This window comes from Microlunatus flavus, assembly GCF_900110855.1.
Lineage (GTDB): Bacteria > Actinomycetota > Actinomycetes > Propionibacteriales > Propionibacteriaceae > Microlunatus > Microlunatus flavus.
In genome coordinates this window covers 359965-380389 of record NZ_FOFA01000004.1, presented here as the reverse complement: position 1 = coordinate 380389, position 20425 = coordinate 359965, and the positions used below count along the sequence as shown (strand labels likewise).

Annotated in this window: 23 protein-coding genes; 16 read left to right on the top strand and 7 right to left on the bottom strand. The window is 73.6% G+C overall.

Annotated features, from left to right (window positions below):
- Nucleotides 1–643 (top strand): cbb3-type cytochrome c oxidase subunit I (locus BMY04_RS12505; protein ID WP_170854103.1); only part of this gene is annotated, 643 nt, incomplete at its 5' end.
- A 6-nt stretch (nucleotides 644–649) separates the two neighbouring features.
- Nucleotides 650–1045 carry a cytochrome c oxidase subunit 4 gene (locus BMY04_RS12500; protein WP_091180613.1) on the top strand — a complete coding sequence of 132 codons (396 nt, stop codon included), beginning with the start codon at nucleotides 650–652 and terminating at the stop codon, nucleotides 1043–1045.
- Nucleotides 1046–1303: 258 nt separating this feature from the next.
- Here BMY04_RS12500 and BMY04_RS12495 read toward each other — a convergent pair whose 3' ends face one another.
- A complete protein-coding gene (locus tag BMY04_RS12495) occupies nucleotides 1304–2221 on the bottom strand; it encodes a ribonuclease Z (protein ID WP_091180609.1) in 918 nt (305 codons plus the stop codon).
- Nucleotides 2222–2280: 59 nt separating this feature from the next.
- Here BMY04_RS12495 and BMY04_RS12490 point away from each other — a divergent pair, with 59 nt between their 5' ends.
- The 3 genes from BMY04_RS12490 (at nucleotide 2281) to BMY04_RS12480 (ending at nucleotide 4882) form a co-directional block, all read left to right on the top strand.
- Nucleotides 2281–2553 (top strand): DUF2277 domain-containing protein, encoded by a 273-nt coding sequence (locus BMY04_RS12490; RefSeq protein WP_091180816.1) that lies wholly within the window; start codon nucleotides 2281–2283, stop codon nucleotides 2551–2553.
- Between the two features lie 20 nt (nucleotides 2554–2573).
- A complete protein-coding gene (locus BMY04_RS12485) occupies nucleotides 2574–3944 on the top strand; it encodes an NAD(P)-binding protein (RefSeq protein ID WP_091180606.1) in 1371 nt (456 codons plus the stop codon).
- A gap of 86 nt (nucleotides 3945–4030) precedes the next feature.
- Nucleotides 4031–4882 carry a PhzF family phenazine biosynthesis protein gene (locus BMY04_RS12480; RefSeq protein WP_091180604.1) on the top strand — a complete coding sequence of 284 codons (852 nt, stop codon included), beginning with the start codon at nucleotides 4031–4033 and terminating at the stop codon, nucleotides 4880–4882.
- Nucleotides 4883–5100: 218 nt separating this feature from the next.
- Here BMY04_RS12480 and BMY04_RS12475 read toward each other — a convergent pair whose 3' ends face one another.
- Nucleotides 5101–6567, bottom strand: a complete 1467-nt coding sequence (locus BMY04_RS12475; RefSeq protein ID WP_091180814.1) for a GuaB1 family IMP dehydrogenase-related protein — start codon at nucleotides 6565–6567, stop codon at nucleotides 5101–5103.
- A 145-nt stretch (nucleotides 6568–6712) separates the two neighbouring features.
- Between BMY04_RS12475 and BMY04_RS12470 the strand changes: the two genes are divergently transcribed.
- Nucleotides 6713–7681 (top strand): glutathione S-transferase family protein, encoded by a 969-nt coding sequence (locus BMY04_RS12470; RefSeq protein ID WP_198410124.1) that lies wholly within the window; start codon nucleotides 6713–6715, stop codon nucleotides 7679–7681.
- Between the two features lie 31 nt (nucleotides 7682–7712).
- Here BMY04_RS12470 and BMY04_RS12465 read toward each other — a convergent pair whose 3' ends face one another.
- Complete coding sequence (locus tag BMY04_RS12465) at nucleotides 7713–8750, bottom strand: LacI family DNA-binding transcriptional regulator (protein ID WP_091180598.1); 1038 nt, start codon at nucleotides 8748–8750, stop codon at nucleotides 7713–7715.
- A 352-nt stretch (nucleotides 8751–9102) separates the two neighbouring features.
- Here BMY04_RS12465 and BMY04_RS12460 point away from each other — a divergent pair, with 352 nt between their 5' ends.
- Both BMY04_RS12460 and BMY04_RS12455 read left to right on the top strand, forming a co-directional pair.
- Nucleotides 9103–10200 (top strand): endo-1,4-beta-xylanase, encoded by a 1098-nt coding sequence (locus BMY04_RS12460; protein ID WP_198410113.1) that lies wholly within the window; start codon nucleotides 9103–9105, stop codon nucleotides 10198–10200.
- A gap of 32 nt (nucleotides 10201–10232) precedes the next feature.
- Nucleotides 10233–11000 carry a polysaccharide deacetylase family protein gene (locus BMY04_RS12455; RefSeq protein ID WP_091180589.1) on the top strand — a complete coding sequence of 256 codons (768 nt, stop codon included), beginning with the start codon at nucleotides 10233–10235 and terminating at the stop codon, nucleotides 10998–11000.
- An 82-nt stretch (nucleotides 11001–11082) separates the two neighbouring features.
- On the opposite strand, the gene BMY04_RS12450 is transcribed toward BMY04_RS12455, so the two are convergent.
- On the bottom strand, nucleotides 11083–11637 hold the full coding sequence (locus BMY04_RS12450; RefSeq protein WP_091180587.1) for a GNAT family N-acetyltransferase: 555 nt from the start codon (nucleotides 11635–11637) through the stop codon (nucleotides 11083–11085).
- A gap of 200 nt (nucleotides 11638–11837) precedes the next feature.
- Here BMY04_RS12450 and BMY04_RS12445 point away from each other — a divergent pair, with 200 nt between their 5' ends.
- On the top strand, nucleotides 11838–12572 hold the full coding sequence (locus BMY04_RS12445) for an SDR family oxidoreductase (RefSeq protein WP_091180584.1): 735 nt from the start codon (nucleotides 11838–11840) through the stop codon (nucleotides 12570–12572).
- 39 nt (nucleotides 12573–12611) lie between these two features.
- Here the strand turns inward: BMY04_RS12445 and BMY04_RS12440 are convergent, their stop codons facing one another.
- The gene (locus tag BMY04_RS12440) at nucleotides 12612–13556 is read right to left on the bottom strand and encodes an SMP-30/gluconolactonase/LRE family protein (RefSeq protein ID WP_091180581.1); all 945 of its coding nucleotides are present in this window, start codon (nucleotides 13554–13556) and stop codon (nucleotides 12612–12614) included.
- Nucleotides 13557–13628: 72 nt separating this feature from the next.
- On the opposite strand from BMY04_RS12440, the gene BMY04_RS12435 reads away from it, so the two are divergent.
- The 7 genes from BMY04_RS12435 (at nucleotide 13629) to BMY04_RS12410 (ending at nucleotide 19553) form a co-directional block, all read left to right on the top strand.
- Nucleotides 13629–14378, top strand: coding sequence for a sulfite exporter TauE/SafE family protein (locus tag BMY04_RS12435; RefSeq protein WP_091180577.1), 750 nt, complete (start codon nucleotides 13629–13631; stop codon nucleotides 14376–14378).
- Nucleotides 14379–14650: 272 nt separating this feature from the next.
- Complete coding sequence (locus BMY04_RS12430; RefSeq protein WP_091180573.1) at nucleotides 14651–14953, top strand: urease subunit gamma; 303 nt, start codon at nucleotides 14651–14653, stop codon at nucleotides 14951–14953.
- 10 nt (nucleotides 14954–14963) lie between these two features.
- Nucleotides 14964–15314, top strand: coding sequence for an urease subunit beta (gene ureB, locus BMY04_RS23085; RefSeq protein ID WP_232506337.1), 351 nt, complete (start codon nucleotides 14964–14966; stop codon nucleotides 15312–15314).
- 3 nt (nucleotides 15315–15317) lie between these two features.
- A complete protein-coding gene (locus BMY04_RS12425) occupies nucleotides 15318–17018 on the top strand; it encodes an urease subunit alpha (RefSeq protein ID WP_198410112.1) in 1701 nt (566 codons plus the stop codon).
- Nucleotides 17019–17047: 29 nt separating this feature from the next.
- Nucleotides 17048–17740: an urease accessory protein UreF gene (locus tag BMY04_RS12420; protein WP_091180570.1), complete on the top strand. Its 693-nt coding sequence runs from the start codon at nucleotides 17048–17050 to the stop codon at nucleotides 17738–17740.
- On the top strand, nucleotides 17733–18518 hold the full coding sequence (ureG, locus tag BMY04_RS12415) for an urease accessory protein UreG (RefSeq protein ID WP_091180567.1): 786 nt from the start codon (nucleotides 17733–17735) through the stop codon (nucleotides 18516–18518). The genes BMY04_RS12420 and ureG overlap by 8 nt, the downstream gene beginning before the upstream one ends.
- 3 nt (nucleotides 18519–18521) lie before the next feature.
- Complete coding sequence (locus tag BMY04_RS12410) at nucleotides 18522–19553, top strand: urease accessory protein UreD (protein ID WP_091180563.1); 1032 nt, start codon at nucleotides 18522–18524, stop codon at nucleotides 19551–19553.
- Here BMY04_RS12410 and BMY04_RS12405 read toward each other — a convergent pair.
- Nucleotides 19516–19989 carry a hypothetical protein gene (locus BMY04_RS12405; RefSeq protein WP_091180560.1) on the bottom strand — a complete coding sequence of 158 codons (474 nt, stop codon included), beginning with the start codon at nucleotides 19987–19989 and terminating at the stop codon, nucleotides 19516–19518. The genes BMY04_RS12410 and BMY04_RS12405 overlap by 38 nt on opposite strands.
- The gene (locus tag BMY04_RS12400) at nucleotides 19986–20318 is read right to left on the bottom strand and encodes a DUF6010 family protein (RefSeq protein ID WP_198410111.1); all 333 of its coding nucleotides are present in this window, start codon (nucleotides 20316–20318) and stop codon (nucleotides 19986–19988) included. The genes BMY04_RS12405 and BMY04_RS12400 overlap by 4 nt, the downstream gene beginning before the upstream one ends.
- Nucleotides 20319–20425: the final 107 nt, after the last annotated feature.

Below are 20425 nucleotides of genomic sequence, written 5' to 3'. Positions count from 1 at the left end.
CTACGTGGTGTTCGGCACGGTGGTGTTCGCGATGTTCGCGGGCTTCTACTTCTGGTGGCCGAAGTTCACCGGGCACATGTTGGACGAGCGGTTGGGCAAGATCCATTTCTGGTTGTTGTTCATCGGGTTCCAGGCGACGTTCTTGGTGCAGCACTGGTTGGGTGTGGAGGGGATGCCGCGTCGGTATGCGGATTATCTGCCGAACGAGGGGTTCACGGTGTTGAACCAGATCTGTTCGGCGGGGGCGTTCTTGTTGGGGGCGTCGATGTTGCCGTTCGTGTGGAACGTGTGGAAGTCGCGCAACAACCCGGCGGTGGGTGTGGATGACCCGTGGGGTTGGGGTCGCAGCCTGGAGTGGGCGACGTCGTGCCCGCCGCCGCGGCACAACTTCACGTCGATCCCGCGGATCCGGTCGGAGGCTCCGGCGTTCGACCTGCACCACCCCGAGGTCGCCCTCTCCGAGTACAACGGGGTCGACGGCGAGCTCAGGGACACGCTGGTCGACGCGGCCGACGACACGGGCCGCCCGGCCGAGCTGGCCGCGCGGGTCGAGGGCCGTACGGACGACCCGGTCGCCGTCTACGACGAGGACCACCCGAACCAGTCACCGGCCGCACCGGACGACCAGAGAGACAGGGGCTGATCACCGATGAAGGCCGAGACCTGGGTCTTCGTGGCCCTGGCGGTGTTCGTCGCCGCCATCACGCCGATCTACTGGCTGATGAGCAACGACCCCACGGGGACCGCCGCCCTGATCCTGACGTTCTTCCTCGTGCTGATGATCGCCCTCTACCTGGGCCTCATCGCGCGGCGGATCGACCCTCGCCCGGAGGACAAGAAGTCCGGCGAGATCGCGGAGGGGGCCGGCGAGCTCGGCTTCTTCCCGCCGCAGAGCAAGTGGCCGCTGTTCGTGGCCGTGGCCTTCACCTTCGTGATCCTCGGCCCGGTCTTCGGCTGGTGGCTGATGATCCTCGGCTTCGGCTTCGGGTTCGTCACCCTGATGGGCCTGGTCTTCGAGTTCTACCGCGGGGACCACGCACACTAGCCGCTGTCGCCCTGCCGGGCGCGGACGAGCTGATCGCTTCCCGAACGCCGCACCTCCGTGAGGAGGTGCGGCGTTCGCGATCAGGCGTCAGCCGACCCGCAGCACCCTGACCTCTTCAAGACCCCTCCACCATCCCGCGGTAGACCGGCGAAACGCTGACAGACGACGCCCGTATCGCGACTCCGGGTGTCGTCTCTCAGCGGTTCGCGGAGACCGGGGCGGAGCACATCACGCGGAGAGCGGTCCAAAGGGGATCGGTCAGCGGCGCTTCGGCACGGGGACGCGGTCGAGGTCGCGGGCGGCGACGACGTCGAGGCCCGGCACGACCTCGCGCGCCTCGTCGGCGAACATCTGCTCATCGGGGTGGCGCGACGAGTAGTGCGTGAGCACCAGCCGCCGCACGCCCGCCTCGGCGGCGATCTGCGCGGCGTCGGCCGCGGTGAGGTGGGCGTAGGCCTGCGCGAGCTCGGCCTCCGTCCGCAGGTAGGTGGACTCGAGCACGGCGAGGTCCGCGTCACGGCAGAGCTCGACGGCGGCGGCGCAGCGACGGGTGTCCATGATGAACGCGAACACCTGCCCGCGCCGTGGTTCGGTCACCTCCTCGACGGCGACGCGCCGGCCGTCCACCTCCACCGAACCCTCGCGGAGCAGCCGGCCGACGTCCGGCCCGGCGAGGCCCGTCGCCTCCAGCCGGTCGCGCAGCACCCGCCGGCCGTCGGGCTCGACCAGGCGCCAGCCGTACGCAGGCACGCGGTGGTCGAGGGCCATGGCCGACAGCTCGAGGCCGCCCCAGCGGTCGACGGCACCGTCGGCGCCGACCGGGTGCTCGCGGACGTCCGGGCCCGGGCCGCTCTCGCTGGAGGTGCGGAGCCGGTCGACGAACGGCTGCCCGGCGGCGGGGAAGTAGAGGTCCACCGGCTTCTGGCGCCCGTCGAGCGCGATGCGCTGCAGGACGCCCGGCAGGCCCAGGCAGTGGTCGCCGTGCAGGTGCGTCACGCAGATGCGCGAGATGGACGCGGCCGGGACGCCCGCCAGCGTCAGCTGGCGCTGGGTGCCCTCGCCGGGGTCGAAGAGGACGACCTCGTCGTCCCAGCGCAGCAGCGCCGCCTGGTGCGACCGGGTCCGCGTCGGCACCTGCGACGACGTCCCCAGGGCGACGAGCTCCCGCACGCTCATGGAGGTCGAGCGTACGAGAGGCCTTCCGCGCCCCGGCGGCACGCGGGAGGATGGGCGCCATGTGCCGCAACATCCGTCCGCTGAACAACTTCGAGCCGCCGGCCACCTCGAACGAGGTGCACGACGCGGCGCTGCAGTACGTCCGCAAGATCGCGGGCACCTCGAAGCCGTCCAAGGCCAACGAGGCGGCGTTCGAGCGGGCCGTGCACGACATCGCCCACGCCACCGAGCACCTCCTGGAGGCGCTGGTCAGCAGCGCGCCGCCGAAGAACCGCGACGAGGAGGCCGCCAAGGCCCGCGCCCGGTCGGCCGCCCGCTTCGCCACGGCCTGAGCCGGGAGCACCACGCTCCCGTGACGCGACTCCTCGACGTCGACCACCTCGTGGTCGGCGCCGGTGCCGCGGGGCTGGCCTTCACCGACGCGCTGGTCGACCACTCCGACGCCCGCGTGGCGCTGGTCGACCGGCGTGACGGCGTCGGTGGTCACTGGCGCCAGGCGTACCCGTTCGTGCAGCTGCACCAGTCGTCGACGTACTACGGCGTTGCCTCGACGGTGCTCGGCGGTGGCCGGATCCAGGCCGGCGGCCCCGAGGCCGGGCTGGACGAACGCGCCGACCAGCCGACGATCCTCGCGTACTACGACCAGGTGCTGGCCCGCCTCGTCGCCACCGGGCGGGTCGAGCTCTTCACCGGCAGCGACTACCGGGGCGACCGGACCTTCGTGTCGGAGCGGACGGGGGAGCGGTTCGCCGTGCCGGAACGCTGCCGGGTCGTGGACGCCCGCTACCTCTCGCCCGACATCCCGGCCGGGTCGCCGCCGAGGTTCGCCGTCGACGGCGCGCGCGTCGTGCCCGTGAACGACCTGCCCCACGCCGGGCCGGCCGCGCGCTACGTGGTCGTCGGCTCCGGCAAGACCGCGACCGACGGCGTCGTCTGGCTGCTGCGGCACGGCACCGATCCCGACGCCATCACCTGGGTCCGGCCCCGCGACCCGTGGATGCTCGACCGGGCCAACATCCGGCCCGACCCGGTCGTCTACCTCGGCATGGTCGCCGACCTGATGCAGGCCGCGGCGGCCGCGCCCGACCTGCCGGCGCTGTTCCTGGCGCTCGAGGAGGCCGGGATCATGATGCGGATCGACCCCTCGGTCGCCCCGACGATGGCCAAGGCGCCCACGCTCGGACGCTGGGAGCTCGACCTGCTGCGCGCCGTCGGGGACGTCGTCCGCCTCGGACACGTCCGCGTGGCCGGGCGCGACCGCCTCGAGCTCGACCAGGGTGCGGTGCCGCTGCCGGCCGGCGCGCTCGTCGTCGACTGCGCCGCCGACGGGCTCAAGCAGCGGCCGCGCGTGCCGGTCTGGCAGCCCGACGTCATCACGCTCCAGCCGGTACGGGCCGGCTTCCCCTGCTTCGGGGCCGCCCTGATCGGCTACGTCGAGGCGACCCGCGACGACGACGCCGCGAAGAACCGCCTCTGCCCGCCGTCGGTCTTCGGCAACACCCTGACCGACTGGGCGCGCATGAACGTGCTCGGCTTCGGGGCGTCTGCGGCCTTCTCCGCCGAGCCGGACGTGAAGGCGTGGACCGACCGCGTCGCGCTCAACCCCGCCCGGGTCCCTCCCGAGCACCCACGGACCCCGGCGCTCGCGTCCGTGCAGGCGCGGCTCGCCAACGCGGTCCCGCCCGGCGTGGCCCGCCTGGAGCAGCTCTCCCGGACCGCGTAGCGAGCAGCGGCTTCGCCCGGAACGGCCTCGGCGGACGCGGCTGCGGCCTCTGTCACTGCCGCGTCCGCCGGTCTACTGTGTGCGGCATGCCGACCGAGGTGCTGCGCTACGCCGCCTTCACCAGCGAGGACGGACGGGGCGGCAACCCCGCCGGGGTCGTGCTCGACGCCGGCGGTCTGGACGAGGCCGCGATGCAGTCGATCGCGGCCGACCTCGGCTACTCCGAGACCGCCTTCCTCTTCCCGCGCGAGCACGAGCCCAACGTCTACGACGTCCGCTACTTCGCCCCGGAGCAGGAGGTGCCCTTCTGCGGGCACGCCACCATCGCCTCCGGCGTCGCGCTGGTGGAGCGGCGTCCGGCCGAGGAGCTGGTGTTCCACACCCCGGCCGGCCTGGTCACCGTGAGCACCCAGCGCACCGACCACGGCCTCGTGGCCGAGCTGACGAGCGTGTCGCCCCGCGTACGGCCCGCGCCGCCCGAGCTCGTCGAGTCCGTGCTCGGCGCGCTGCACTGGTCCTCCGACGACCTCGACCCGGACTACCCGCCGGCCCTCGCGAACGCCGGCTCCGAGCACCTCGTGCTCGTCACCCGGACCCGCGCCCGCCTGGCCGACCTGCACTACGACTACGACGCGCTCGCCCAGATCATGCGCCGGCAGGGCCTGATCACCGTGCTGCTGGCCTGGCCCGAGGGCCGCAAGCTCTACCACGCCCGCAACCCGTTCGCGGGCAGCGGCGTCGTCGAGGACCCGGCGACCGGTGCCGCGGCCGCCGCGTTCGGCGGCTACCTGCGCGAGCTGCACAAGATCGGCCCCACGGCCGACCTCACCATCCTCCAGGGCGCCGAGATGGGCCGCCCGAGCCGCATCGAGGTCAGCGTCCAGCGCGGCGAACCCGGCGTGAGGGTCAGAGGCGCGGCCAGCGCGATCTCGGCCTAGCAGGACGGTCGGCCGCTCGATTTCCTCGAGGGGCACGTGCCCGACCGCGTCGGTGTGAGCGTCGGGTAGGCCGGGCGCGCGCTCCTGCCTGGACGAGCAGCCGGTGACGTCACTCAGCACGACCGCCGTGACCAGAGCGCCGAACGAGTGGCGTCACCGGATGGGAGGAAGGCAGGAGCTCTCAGCGCGCGGCCGGGCGCGAACGCCAGAGCACAGCATCACCAGGACGTGCTCAGCGGGCGGCCCTCGTCGTAGCCCGAGCTCGACTGCACGCCGACGAGCGCGAGGTCGTGGAACTCCTCCAGCGTCGAGGCGCCGGCGTAGGTGCAGGAGCTGCGCACCCCGGCGACGATGGAGTCGATGAGGTCCTCGACGCCCGGGCGCTCCGGGTCGAGGTACATCCGCGAGGACGAGATGCCCTCCTCGAACAGCCCGGAGCGCGCCCGGTCGAAGCCGCTCGCGTCCTTGGTCCGCAGGCGTACCGCGCGGGCCGAGGCCATGCCGTACGACTCCTTGTACGCGCGGCCCTGGGCGTCGACCATGAGGTTGCCGGTGCTCTCGTACGTCCCGGCGAACCAGGAGCCGATCATCACGCTGCCGGCCCCGGCGGCGAGGGCGAGGGCCACGTCGCGCGGGTAGCGGACGCCGCCGTCGGCCCAGACCGACTTGCCGAGCGCCCGGGCCGCCGCCGCGCACTCGAGCACCGCGCTGAACTGGGGCCGCCCGACGCCGGTCATCATCCGCGTCGTGCACATCGCGCCGGGGCCGACGCCGACCTTGATCACGTCGGCGCCGGCCGCGACGAGGTCGTCCACGCCGTCGGCGGCGACGACGTTGCCGGCGACGAGCGGGATGCTGCGGCCGCCGGCGTCGGCGAGCCGGTCGCGCACCTCGCGGACCGACTTCAGCGCCGACAGCATCTTGTCCTGGTGGCCGTGCGCGGTGTCCACGACGAGCACGTCGATCCCGGCCTGCAGCAGGGCGTCGGCGCGACCCGCGACGTCGCCGTTGATGCCGACGGCGGCGCCGATCATCAGCGAGCCGTCGGGGTCGAGCGCCGGGCTGTAGAGCGTCGAGCGCAGCGCGGAACGGGCGGTCATGACGCCGAGGAGGCGCCCGTCGCCGGCAGCTCCCTCGGTGACGACGGCGAGGGTGAGGTGCGAGGCGGCGAGCGCGTCGAAGATCTCGCGCGGCGAGGTGTCCGGCCCGACCACGACGAGGTCGGTGCTCATGACGTCCTTGACCTGCGCGAAGCGGTCGACGCCCGCTGCGTCGGCCTCGCCGACGGTCCCGACCGGGCGGCCCTCGTCGACGACGACGACCTGGCCGTGCGCGCGCTTCGGCAGCAGCGACAGCGCCTCGCCGACCGTGGTGAACGGGGTGACCGAGACCGGGGTGTCGAAGACCGTGTGCGAGCCCTTGACCTTGCGGACCACGGAGGCCACGACCGGCGTCGGGATGTCCTGCGGGATGATCGCCACGCCGCCGCGGCGCGCGACGGTCTCCGACATCCGCCGGCCGGAGACGGCGGTCATGTTCGCGACCACCAGGGGCAGGGTGGTGCCGACGCCGTCGGTCGAGCTGAGGTCGACCTCGAGGCGCGACGTCAACGACGAGCGCCGCGGGACCATGAAGACGTCGTTGTACGTCAGGTCGGTCGACGGGGGCTGCTGCAGGAAACGCATGGCACCCATTGTCGCGCCTCCCGTCGCGCAGGGCGATCGCCGCCGGAGCCCGGCCGTCCGGAGCGGTCCCGCGTACGATGACCGAGTGGTTGACGCTTCTACTTCCCCTGGGTACGTGACGTCCGGCGAGGACTTCCAGCGCGACATGCGCTACGTGACGACGCGGATCACCCGCGACGGCGCCGACGGCTACCCGGTCGAGGCGGGCCGCTACCGCCTGATCGCCGCCCGGGCCTGCCCGTGGGCCAACCGCGCCATCATCGTGCGGCGGCTGCTGGGCCTGGAGGACGCGATCTCCATGGGCCTGTGCGGGCCGACGCACGACCAGCGCAGCTGGACCTTCGACCTCGACCCGGGCGGCGTCGACCCCGTCCTCGGCTACGAGCGCCTCCAGCAGGCGTACTTCGCCCGCTTCCCGGACTACCCGCGCGGCATCACGGTGCCGGCCATCGTCGACGTGCCGACCGGCGAGCTCGTCACCAACGACTTCGCGCAGATGACGCAGGACCTGTCGACCGAGTGGACCGACTTCCACCGCGAGGGGGCACCGGACCTCTGGCCGGACGCCCTGCGCGACGAGATGGAGACCGTGATGAAGCGGGTCTTCACCGAGGTCAACAACGGCGTCTACCGCTGCGGCTTCGCGGGCTCGCAGGAGGCGTACGACGCGGCGTACGACCGGCTCTGGACGGCGCTGGACTGGCTCGAGGATCGGCTGGCCACGCGTCGGTTCCTGATGGGCGACTCGATCACCGAGGCCGACGTGCGGCTGTTCACGACGTTGGCCCGCTTCGATCCCGTCTACCACGGGCACTTCAAGTGCAACCGGCAGAAGCTGTCGGAGATGCCGGTGCTGTGGGCCTACGCGCGCGACCTCTTCCAGACGCCGGGCTTCGGCGACACGACCGACTTCCTGCAGATCAAGCGCCACTACTACGTCGTGCACAGCGACATCAACCCCACCCAGATCGTGCCCAAGGGCCCGGACCTGGCGGGCTGGCTGACGCCGCACCACCGCGAGGAGCTCGGCGGACGCCCGTTCGGCGACGGGACGCCGCCGGGGCCGGTGCGCCCGGGCGAGGTCGTGCCGGTCGAGGCTAGCGCCGCGGCCTAGGAGGTCGCGGCCGGCCACGGTTCGTCGGCGGTCAGGCCACCGCCACCCGCGCCCGGACCTGCCCGACGCCGCCGTCGGAGGGCGGTGCGGTGGAGGAGCGGACGCACAGCGACGTCGCCAGCTCGACGGGTCGCCGGGCGAGCTGCTCGCCCTCGAGGAGGGCCAGCAGCATCTCGGCCGCCGTGCGCCCCATCTCCGCCAGCGGCTGGCGCACCGTCGTCAGCGGCGGGGAGGACCAGCGGGCCACCGGCAGGTCGTCGAAGCCCACGACGCTCAGGTCGTCCGGCACCCGCAGGCCCGCGTGGCGCGCCGCGTCGACGACCCCGAGCGCCTGCTCGTCGCTGCCGGCGAAGACCGCCGTCGGCGGGTCCGGCAGCCGCAGCAGGGCCTGGGTCTGGGCGAAGCCGCCGGCGTGGTGGAAGTCGCCGGGCCGGACCAGGTCGGGGTCGACGGCCAGCCCGCGCGACTCGAGCGCCGCGCGGTAGCCCTCGATGCGGGCCCGGCTGCACAGCACCTGCCGGGGGCCGCCGATCACCGCGATGCGCCGGTGGCCGAGGTCGAGGAGGTGCCGGGTGGCAGCCAGCCCACCGGCACGGTTCGTGGCCCCGACGCTCGGCAGGACCCCGTCCAGAGGTCCGGTCGGGTCGATCACCACACAGGGCGTCCGCGCCCCGGCCAGGCGGGTGCGCTCGGGGTCGGTGAGCTCGGGCACCACGACCAGCGCGCCCGCGCGCCCGGAACCGAGCACCTGGTCGGTCCACGACGTGGGGCCCGCCCCGTCGCTGAGCGAGCAGACGACCACGTCGAGCGGGCTGGCGGTGACGCCGCGGAGGATCTCGAGCGCGTACGGGCTGTCCAGGGCGGGGAGCACGAGGCTCACCAGCCAGCGGCCGCGGGCGTTGCGGTGCACGGTCGGGACGTAGCCGTGCGCGTCGAGCAGGCGCCGCACGCGGGCCCTGGTCCCGGCGCTGACGTCGACCCGGTCGTTGAGCACCTTCGACACCGTCGCCAGGGAGACGCCCGCCTCCGCCGCCACGGCACCCAGCGTGGGCTGCCCGTGCTTCGTCACGTCGACCTCCTTGTCGCTGCTTGCCCCATCTGACCACAACCACACGCTGCTGGTTCCGAAAATTTCGAAAGGTTTCGAGCACCGGCCCCGACGCTCCGGGCGAGCGGGACGTCAGATCGTACGGGCCGACCGCACCCGACGGATGCGCCGCGATCAGGACCAAGACGCTCTTGAAGGCCCTCTTGACGTTCGTTCAGGAACCGTCTTATGGTCCGTCCATCGGTCGTGACCCGCTCGTTCTCGCCGAAAGTTTCGAGAACCTCGGGTCGCCCACCCGCGATCGGCTCCACCCCGTACGAAACCTGGCCGGCGTCGCCGGCGGGTCACCCATGCCTCGATGGAGAGGAACCCCATGTCCCTGCGCCGCACCTGCCTCGGCCTCGTCACCGCCGGAGCGCTCGCCTCCGCCCTGCTCGCCGGCGGTGCCCCCGCCGCCGGCGCCGCCACCGACGACACCGGCACGACCAAGACGCTCAAGCAGCTCGCCAAGCCGACCGGGGTGCGCATCGGCACCGCCGTCGACACCGCGGCGCTCGCCGACGACGCGACCTACGCGTCGGCCGTGGCGAAGCAGTTCAACACGATCACCCCCGAGAACGTCATGAAGTGGGAGGTCGTCGAGCCCGAGCGGGGCAAGCTCGACTTCACCGAGGCCGACAAGCTGGTCGACTTCGCTCGTGCCCACAAGCAGAAGGTCCGCGGGCACACGCTCGTCTGGCACAGCCAGCTGCCGGCGTGGCTGACCAAGGGCGTCGACGACGGGTCCATCACCAAGAAGCAGCTGCGTCGCATCCTCAAGCAGCACATCGCCACCGAGGTCGGGCACTTCAAGGGCGACATCTGGGCCTGGGACGTCGTCAACGAGGCGTTCAACGACGACGGCACGCTGCGTGACTCGCTGTGGCTGCGCGAGCTCGGCCCCGGCTACATCGCCGACGCGTTCCGCTGGGCCCACAAGGCCGACAAGAAGGCGATCCTCTTCTACAACGACTACAACACCGAGGGCATCAACCCCAAGAGCGACGCCGTCTACAAGCTCGTGAAGGAGCTGCGCAGCGAGGGCGTGCCGATCGAGGCCGTCGGCGTCCAGGGCCACCTCAGCACGGACTACCCGCTGCCGGCCGACATGCAGGCCAACCTGCACCGCTTCGGCAAGCTCGGCCTGAAGACCGCCGTCACCGAGGCCGACGTCCGCATCACCCTGCCCGCCAGCGCCGCCGAGGTCCAGGCCCAGGACAACGGCTACAGCTACATGCTCCAGAGCTGCCTGCTCGAGCGCAGCTGCATCTCCTTCACCGTCTGGGGCTTCACCGACAAGTACTCCTGGATCCCGGGCGTCTTCCCGGGCGAGGGCCAGGCGAACCTCTACGACGAGAGCTACCAGCCCAAGTCGGCGTACGCGGCCGTGCAGCGCGACCTGCAGCTGGCCAAGGGCATCAAGAAGCACTGACCGGCCACCGCAGCGCAGCGACAGGAGCTGACATGCCTCTTTCCCGGACGCCTCGTCCTCGACCGTCCCTCCGTCGGGCGACGCGCGCCGTGCTGGTCGCGGCCGCAGCCCTGGTGACGACCCTGGCCGTCGCCACCCCGGCGGGCGCCAGCCCGGCGGCCGTCGACCAGCACGGGCAGCACCCCCGCGCGTGCCGCAACGGCTACGTCGGGCTGACCTTCGACGACGGGCCCAGCCCGACGGCGCCCGACCTGCTCAAGGCGCTCAAGAAGGAGCACCTGCGGGCGACGATGTTCAACCAGGGGAACAACGCCCTCGAGCGGCCGGGCCTGGTCCGCAAGGAGCGTCGGGCGAAGATGTGGATCGGCAACCACACCTTCACCCACCCCGACCTCACGCAGCTCGCGGAGCCGCAGCGGTTCTCCGAGATGGCCAGCACGCAGTGGGTGCTGCGCGACATCACCCACCGCGAGCCGACGCTGTTCCGTCCGCCCTTCGGGTCGACGAACGACTCGGTCCGGGCGGACGCCGAGCGGATCGGCGTGCTCGAGGTGCTGTGGACGGTCGACTCCGAGGACTGGAACGGCGCGAGCGTCGAGCAGATCGTGGCCAGGGCCGCGACCCTGACCGACGGCGGCATCATCCTCATGCACGACTGGCCGCCGAACACCGTGAAGGCGATCCCGGGCGTCGCCCAGGCCCTGCGCGACCAGGGTCTGTGCGCCGGGAAGATCGTCTACACGCCGGAGGCGGTGCCGTTCGGCTCGACGACCTTCCACGCGAAGGCCGTCAAGCCCTGACGCCTGTCCTCACCAGCACCAGCGCGGCCGCCGGGGGTCCTCCCTCCGGCGGCCGTCGTGCGTCTCGGCCCGGGTCGCCGTCTCAGGCGGGCAGGGCCGCGACCGGCACGGCGGGGCCGAGGTAGACCCACAGGCGCAGCGGCGGGACGTCGCCGTAGCCGAAGGGCCGCAGGTCGAGCGTCGTGCGGCCCAGCCGTTCCCAGCCCTCCGACTCGTAGAGCCCGATCGGGCCCGGCGTCTCCTCGAGGACGTCCAGGACGGGGCGGCGCCCGGTCGCGTGGGCCCGCGCGACGGCAGTCCGGACGAGGGCCCGGCCCACGCCGAGGCCGCGGGCGTCCGGGTCGACGAGCAGGCGGGCGAGCACGGCCAGCCCCTCCGGCGCCAGCCCGGTCGCCGCCCGGGCCAGCTCGACCACGGGTTCGCCGGCGGCGTCGTGGAGCGCGACCTGCCCGACCACGCGGCCGGCTCCCGCCTCGTCGTCGAGCGTCGCGACCCAGGCGTCGGTCTCCCGCGGGGCCCGCAGGAACCGGGCGGGCTTCGCCGGCCAGTAGCGGGGGTAGCCGTCACGCTCGTGGGTGCGGCGCATGAGCGCGACGCAGGCGTCGTCGTCCGCGGGCGTCCGGGGCCTGATCAGCACAGGCCCATCATCGCCGGGTGCAGGCCGTCTGCGTCGAAGGACCCCGCCCGGGGTAGATCGGAGGCAGGTCAGCGACCAGTCCTAGGAGTGTCGCGGGCTCAGGCTCCCCGGCACAAGCAGCGTTGCCGGGGAGCCGCCTCCGCCTGTCTGTCCGAGCACGGGTCGGCGGGAGGGGAGGTGCGCTGGCTACGCTCGCGGCCATGAGCGGCACGGATGCGGTCTGCCTCGTCACCGGAGCCTCGCGCGGCCTGGGCGCCGCGATCGCGCGCCGCCTCGGGGCCGCCGGGTGGGCGGTCGGGGTCGGCTACCGCTCCGGCACGGCCGGGGCGGAGGCCGTCGTCGCCGACATCGAGGCCGCCGGGGGACGGGCGGTCGCCCTGCAGGGCGACGTCACCGACGCGACCGACGTCGCGCGCCTGGTGGGCGAGGCCGGCACGCTCGGCCCGGTGACCGCCGTCGTGGCGAACGCGACCGGGCCCCAGCCGAACGCGACGGTCCCGGACCTGACGTGGGAGGCGTACACCGACCAGCTCCGCTTCTTCGTGCTCAGCCCGACGCTGCTCCTGCAGGCGACGCTCCCGGCGATGCGGGCCGCCGGCGGCGGCCGGCTGGTGATGGTCGCCTCGGACATCGTGGACCGCCACCTGCCCGGGACGTCGGCGTACAGCTCGGCCAAGAGCGCCCAGCTCGGGCTGGTGCCGGTCTGGGCCACCGAGCTCGGCGGCGACGGCGTCACCGTCAACGCGGTCAGCCCGGGCTGGATCCCGGTGGAGCGGCATGCGGGGGCCGACACCAGCCGCTACGAGGGACAGGTGCCGCTGGGGCGGATGGGCCGGCCCGAGGACGTCGCCGGGGCGGTGGCCTACCTGCTGTCCGACGAGGCCGCCTTCGTGACCGGCCAGGTGCTCACCGTGAACGGCGGGCACGTCCTCTGAGACGCGGCGGTGGCGCTGTGCTCGGGGGCCGGGCGCGGCTCAGGAGCCGACGGCCTGCGCGTACGGGCCGGGCGCGCCGGTCACGTTGAGCATCAGGAGGTAGACGCTCGTGCTCGCGCAGGCGAAGAGCAGGTTGCGCTTCAGGCCGCCGAACGTGATGTTCGCGACGACCTCGGGCAGCAGCAGCTTGCCGAGCAGCGTCCCGTCGGGGTGCAGGCAGTGCACGCCGTCCTCGGCCGCCGCCCAGATGCGCCCGGCGGTGTCGAGGCGTACGCCGTCGAACGTCCCCGCCGTGCTCGCCGCCAGGACGTCGCCTCCGGTCAGCGTCCCGTCGTCGGTCACGTCGAACACCCGCAGGTGGCGCCGCTCGGAGTCCACGACGTAGAGCTGGCGCTCGTCGAGGGAGAACGCGATGCCGTTCGGCTGGGCGAAGTCGTCGGTCACGCGGTGGCAGCTGCCGTCGAGGTCGACCCGGTACACGTGGTGCCCCCCGACCTCCTCCTCCGCGGCGAAGCCCTCGTAGTCGGTGGCGATGCCGTACGACGGGTCGGTGAACCACACCCGGCCCCGGCGGTCGACGACGACGTCGTTGGGGCTGTTGAAGCGCCGCCCCTCGAAGCGGTCGACGACCACGCTCACCGAGCCGTCGTGCTCGACGCGCCGGACCCGGCGACCGCCGTGCTCGCAGGTGACGAGGCGGCCCTGGTGGTCGAGGGTGCTGCCGTTCGGGTAGCCGGCGGGGGAGCGGAGCACGCCGACCTCGCCGGTGAGCTCGTCCCAGCGCAGCTGGCGGTCGTTGGGGATGTCGCTCCAGACGAAGCTGCGCGACGCCGGGAGGTAGGTCCCGCCCTCGGTCCAGCGGCAGCCCGACGCGATGCGCTCGACGCGCCAGTCGCCGTCGACCTTCGCGAAGCGCTCGTCGTAGCGCTCCCACCGCGTGGGCAGCGAGTCCGCGGGTGCCTGGCCGGGTCGGGTCGTCGTCACGGGCGCCACCGTACGGCGGGCCCCTCCGGTCGCCGGACCGGGGACGGGACGGGCGCGGTGTAGGTTCCGCGGGTGAGCCCGGCGACGCACGTCGTGCTGCTCGTCCTCGCGGGCGTCGGCTCCGGGCTCGTCGGCTACGGGGCCGGGCTCGCCTCGCTGGTCTCCTACCCCGCCCTGCTCGCCGTGGGCCTGTCGCCGCTGGCCGCGAACGCCACCAACACCGCCGCCCTGACCGGCATCGCGCTGGGCGGGGCCGGTTCCGCGCGGCCCGAGCTGGCGGGCACGCGGGCCCGGCTCGTGCGGTTCGGCGTGGCGGGCCTGGTCGGCGGGGCCGTGGGGGCCGTCCTGCTCGTCGTGCTCCCCGAGTCGGTCTTCGCCGCGGTCGTTCCCTGGCTCGTCGTCCTCGGGTCGGTCGTCCTGCTGCTCCGCCCCTGGCTGGTCCGGCTCCACCGCGGACGCCTGTCCGAGCGCAGCCCGCTGGTGATCGGGGTGGTGGGTCTGCTGGCCGTCTACGGCGGCTACTTCGGCGCGGGCGCCGGGACGCTGGTCATCGCCACGCTCGGGCTCGTCCTCCCCGAGCCGCTCACCCGGATCGCGGCACTGAGGACGGTCGTGCTCGGGCTGGCGAACCTGGTCGCGACGGTGATCTTCGTCGCGCAGGGCCTGGTGGTCTGGTCGTCGATGGTGCCCCTGGCCGTCGGGATGGTGCTCGGCGGCGCCCTCGCCCCGCGCATCCTGCGGCGCCTGCCGGAGGTGGTCGTCCGCGTCGTCGTGGCCGTCGCCGGGGTCGGCCTGGCGGCCTTCCTCCTGCTGCAGGGCTGACCGCTCGAGCCGGCCGCCCGTGCAGGTTTCCCATGACCTCATGGGGAACCTGCACCTACCGTGGCGAATCTGCCGTGAGGAGTGCCGGTTCCCCAAGACCTCTTGGGAAACCCACGGAACCTCTGCACGGTCGACCACACCAGAGGTGGACGCGCCGGCAGACGTTCCGCACGGCAGGGCGGGACCGTCGCAACAGCGGGGAAACAATCGCTCGCTAGCGTGACGGGGACCGTACGCCGCACGCCCACCGACGCCTGCTGGGAGGACCGACCGTGAACCTCGCGCCCTCGGAGACCGAGAAGCTGCTGATGGCCGTGGCCGGCATGGTGGCGCGCGACCGGCTCGCTCGGGGCGTCAAGCTGAACTGGCCCGAGTCCGTCGCGCTGCTGAGCACCTGGGTGGTCGAGCGGGCGCGCGAGGGCGCCCGCGTCGAGGAGCTCATGACCACCGGGCGCGAGGTGCTCACCCGCGACCAGGTCATGGACGGCGTCGCCGAGATGCTGACCGACGTCCAGGTCGAGGCCACCTTCCCGGACGGGCGCAAGCTCGTCACCCTCCACGCGCCGATCCAGTAGGGAGACCCCAGTGGCAGGCATCGCGACCTCCGGACCCGGTGCGTACCGGATCGCTCCCGGCGAGATCGAGCTCAACGCGGACCGCGGCCCCGACGAGCGCGGCGAGCTGACCTTCACCAACACGGCCGACCGGCCGATCCAGGTCGGCTCCCACTTCCACCTGCCCGACGTGAACGCCGGTCTGGAGTTCGACCGGGCGGCCGCGCAGGGCTTCCGCCTCGACATCGCCGCCGGGACGTCGGTGCGCTTCGAGCCGGGCGCCTCGCGGATGGTGGGAATCGTGGCGCTGCGCGGGCGGCGTACGGTGCCCGGCCTGCAGGTCCGCAGCGCACCGTTCGTGGCGACGAGCACGGAGGGCTGAGCGGTGCGCATCGCGAGGGACGCGTACGCGGCCATCTTCGGCCCGACCGCCGGCGACCAGATCCGTCTCGGCGACACCGACCTGTGGATCGAGATCGAGCAGGACCTGACGGTCGGCGGTGAGGAGTCGGTCTTCGGCGGCGGGAAGTCGATCCGCGAGTCGGGCAACCAGTCGCTGGCCACCTCGGCCGAGGGTGCGCTCGACACGGTGATCACGAACGTGGTCGTCCTCGACCACTGGGGGATCGTGCGGGCCGACGTCGGCATCCGGGACGGGCGCATCGTAGGGATCGGGCGCAGCGGCAACCCCGACGTCGCCGACGGCGTCGACCCTGCGCTGCTCATCGGGCCCGGCACCGACGTGATCTCCGGCGAGGGCAAGATCCTCACCGCGGGCGGCTTCGACAGCCACGTCCACCTGCTGTCGCCCTCGCAGGTGCACGAGGCGCTGGCCGCCGGCCTGACCACGCTCGGCGGCGGCGGGACGGGCCCGTCGGAGGGGTCCAAGGCCACGACCGTCACGCCCGGCGCCTGGCACCTCAAGCAGGCGCACCGCGCGCTCGACGCGTTCCCGGTCAACGTGCTGCTGCTCGGCAAGGGCAACACGGTGTCGGCCGCCGCGTTCGAGGAGCAGGCGCTCGCCGGCGCCGGCGGCTACAAGGTCCACGAGGACTGGGGCTCGACCCCGGCCGCGGTCGACGCGGCCCTGCGCGGCGCCGACGAGTGGGGCCTGCAGGTCGCGCTGCACTCGGACTCGCTCAACGAGGCCGGCTTCGTCGCCTCGACCGTCGCCGCGATCGGCGGGCGCAGCATCTCCGCCTTCCACGTCGAGGGCGCCGGCGGCGGCCACGCGCCGGACATCCTCACCATCGCGGGGCTGCCGCACGTGCTGCCCGGCTCGACGAACCCGACCCTGCCGCACACGGTCAACACCGTCGCCGAGCACCTCGACATGCTCATGGTCTGCCACCACCTCAACCCGGCCGTCCCGGAGGACCTCGCCTTCGCCGAGTCGCGGATCCGGGCGACGACCATCGCCGCCGAGGACCACCTGCACGACCTCGGTGCCATCTCGATCACGTCCTCCGACGCCCAGGCGATGGGCCGGATCGGCGAGGTGATCACCCGGACGTGGCAGGTCGCGCACGTGATGAAGCACGTCCGCGGCGACCTCTCCGGCGGGTTGCCGGCCGACAACTTCCGCGCCCGGCGCTACGTCGCCAAGTACACGATCAACCCGGCGGTCAGCCACGGCGTCGACCACGAGATCGGCTCGGTCGAGGTCGGCAAGCTGGCCGACCTGGTGCTCTGGGACCCGCGCTTCTTCGGCGTCCGGCCGAGCGTGGTGATCAAGGGCGGCGGCATCGTCGTCGCCGCGCTGGGCGACCCGAACGCCTCGATCCCGACGCCGCAGCCGGTGCTCATGCGTCCCGCGCTCTACTACGGCACCGGCCCCGCGCGCTCGCAGTCCTACGTCGCCCCGGCCGCGCTCGACGCCGGCCTCGCCGACGAGCTCGGGCTGGCGCACGAGCTGGTGGCCTGTCGGCCCACGCGCGACGTCGGCAAGGCGCAGATGATCATGAACGACGCGCTGCCGGTCATCGAGGTCGACGCCGAGACGCACGCGATCACGATCGACGGTTCCTTGATCACCCCCGCCCCGGCCGAGGTCCTCCCGCTCGCCCAGCTGTACGCGATGTTCTGAGCCGGCCCGGACGACTGGAACCGCTGGCCATGACCGCCGAGTACCTCTCCCTGCTGCTGGCCGACGGCCGGCTCCCGACGGGTGCGCACACGCAGTCCGCGGGCGTCGAGCCGGCGCTGCGCCACGGCATGCGCGTCGAGGAGGTGCCCGCCTACCTGCGCGTGCGCCTGGCCACCGTCACCGAGGTCGAGGCCGCGGCAGCGGTCGTGGCGGGTCGGGTGTGGGCACGGCGGACCACGGGTGCTCAAGGGCCGCGGTCCGGTCCCGTCGTCGACGCGCTGCGCGAGGTCGACCGGGCCTGGCGGGTGCGGACGCTGTCCGACGCGCTGCGGGAGGCGTCCGACCTGCTCGGGCGCAGCTATCTGCGGACCGCCGGGGCGGTGTGGGACCTCGAGCCCCTCACCAGCGCGCCGGGGCCGTGGTGCCGCGCGGTCGTGGTGGGCGTCGTGGCCGCCGAGGCCGGTCTGGACGCCGAGCAGACCGCGCGCCTCGTGGCGTACGAGGACGTGCAGACCGTGGTCGCCGCCGCGCTCAAGCTGGAGCCCTTCGACCCGAGCCTCGGCGTGCGCTGGGCCGCCGACGCGGCCGTCGGGGTCGAGGCCCTGGTCGCGCGTGTGGCCGAGACCGCGGAGCCGGCGGACGTCCCGGCCCACAGCGCCCCCCTCGTCGAGGAGTGGGGACAGCACCACCAGACGAGCGAGAGGCGGTTGTTCCGTGCCTGACAGCAGCACCACCCCCACCACCACCCGGGCCCTGCGGATCGGCGTGGCCGGTCCCGTGGGCACCGGCAAGAGCTCGCTGATCGCGCTGCTCTGCCGCGAGCTCGGCACCGAGCTGAGCCTGGCCGTCGTGACCAACGACATCTACACCGACGAGGACGCGCGGTTCCTGCGCTCGGCCGGCGTGCTCGATCCCGAGCGGATCCGCGCCGTGGAGACCGGTGCGTGCCCGCACACCGCGATCCGCGACGACGTCACCCAGAACCTGCTCGCCGTGGAGGACCTCGAGCGCGACTTCGCGCCGGTCGACGTCGTGCTCGTCGAGTCGGGCGGCGACAACCTCACCGCGACGTTCTCCCCGGCCCTGGTCGACGCGCAGTTCTTCGTGCTCGACGTGGCCGGCGGCGGCGACGTGGCCCGCAAGGGCGGCCCCGGCATCGGCCGCGCGGACGCGCTCGTGGTCAACAAGACCGACCTCGCGCCGTACGTCGGCGTGGACGTCGAGCAGATGGTCGCCGACGCCGAGTCCGCCCGCGAGGGTCGTACGGTGCTGCCGCTCAGCAGGCTCGACCCGGAGTCCGTCGCGCGGGTGAAGGCGTGGGTCCTCCACACCCTCGACCACTTCCGCAGCGGCGAGCACGTGGCGCAGGACCCGGGGCCCATGGCGCCGCACTTCCACGCCGAAGGCGACGAAGGACACTTCCACGCCGAGACGGGGGAGACCCACAGCCACGTGGAGACCGGGGAGACGCACACCCACGAGCACGCCCACGCGCACTGAGCAGTGAGCACCACCATCGCGGTCCACCGCGTCGGCGGGCGCCACGTCGTCCGTCTCCGCCAGGGCCTGCTGCGACCTCAGGCCGTGGCGTCGGGACCGGACCGCTGCCGGGTCGGGCTGCTGGCGACCACCGCGCTGCTGCTCGGCGGCGACGTGGTCGAGCTCGACGTCCGGGTCGGCGCGGGCGCCCGGCTCGACCTCTTCGACGTCGCCGGGACCGTCGCCTACCACGGGCGCGGGGCGTCGAGCGCCTGGCACGTGCGGCTCGCGGTCGCCGAGGGGGCGACGCTCACCTACGCCGGTGAACCCTTCGTCGTCGGTGACGGTGCCGACGTCACGCGCACCCTGCAGCTGGACGTGGCCGAGGACGCCGCGGCCGTCCTGCGCGACACGGTCGTCCTGGGCCGCACCGGCCAGACGGGCGGGTGTCTGCGGTCCCGGACCCGCCTTTGCCGGGCGGGGTGCGACGTGCTGGTCGAGGACCAGCGCCTCGACCCCGACCGCCTGCGCACGGCTCCCGGCCTCCTCGGCGCGCACCGCGTGCTGGACACGGTCACCTGGCTCGGGGTCGTCCGCCCGGACCCGTGGGTGACGACCGAGGTCACGACGTACGCGCTGGTCGACGGCGCCGGGACGCTCGCCCGCTGGCTCGGCGGCAGCCTCGCCGACTCACCCCTGCACCGGGTGCCGGTCGGGGAGGTGGCGGCCCTGCCGCACCGCCAGCCACGCGCCGAGGACGGGGACGACGGCGACGACCTTCGTCAGCAGCCGGAACCGCGCGGTCCAGGTCAGCAGGACCCCGGCCAGGTAGAGCCCGCCGTGAACCGGGCCCAGCGCCGCGGCCAGCGCGCGGTCGTCGAGGGTCGCCAGGTTGGCCAGCAGCAGCGCCAGCGTGACGGTCTCGCCGAGGGCGACGGCCAGCAGCACCCGCAGCCGTCGTCGGGGCGAGGCGGCCCGGGCGTCCAGCCCGTCGTCCGGCAGCCCTCCGGCGTCCACCTCAGACCCCCGTCGTCGAGCCGGGCCGCAGGATCATGAGCACCACGACGACCGCCCAGACCAGGTTGAAGACCCCGGTGACGGCGGCGAGCCGGGCCAGGCGCCGGGGCACGTCGGCCGCGCCGGCCGGCCCGGCGACGTCGAGCAGCACGCGGCGCTGCTGAGGCACGACGGCCAGCGCGAGGACCAGCCCGGCCACCGCGGTGAGCGCCATGGCGACGAGCACCCATCCCTGCGTGAGCACCCCGAGGGCACCGGCGGTTGCCACGCCGAGCACGGGGACGGCCAGCGCCGCCACGGCGTACGTCCGCGACACCCGGTGCATCGCCGAGGCCGAGGCGAGCGCCGCGGTCGCGCTGGGTCCGCTGGCCGCGGCGGCCCGGACGTAGCGGGGGAAGACGCTGGCCGTGACGGTCACGGGGCCGACGAGGACGATCGCCGCCAGCACGTGGGCGGCCAGCAGCGCGGCCCTCACGACGCGCCGCCGGCGGACGCCGGACGCACCGGCCGCCGGCCGGCGAGGAGCCGGTCGAGCGGCCGGCCGCCCGTGAAGCACCACAGCGCGATCACCGGGTCGCAGATCGCGCACCCGAGCGCGGAGCCGCGGGCCCAGGGCAGGAGCTCGACGCCCTGGAGGTGGTGGACGAGGTCGAGCCCGGTGTGCAGCAGCCAGGCGACGCCGATCCAGCGCCAGGACCCGAGCCCCCGGTACGCGGCGACGAGGACCAGCGCGGCGAGCAGCAGCTCGACCGGCCCGAAGGTGCCGGTCGCCAGGTAGGTCCCGCTGGCCCCGGCGACCACCACGGCGTCGACCCGTCACCGCCTGCCGTCGTCCCGGACGAGCGACATCACCGCCACGAAGACCAGGCCCACGAGGACGGGGCCGGCGAACCTCAGGATCTCCATGACCG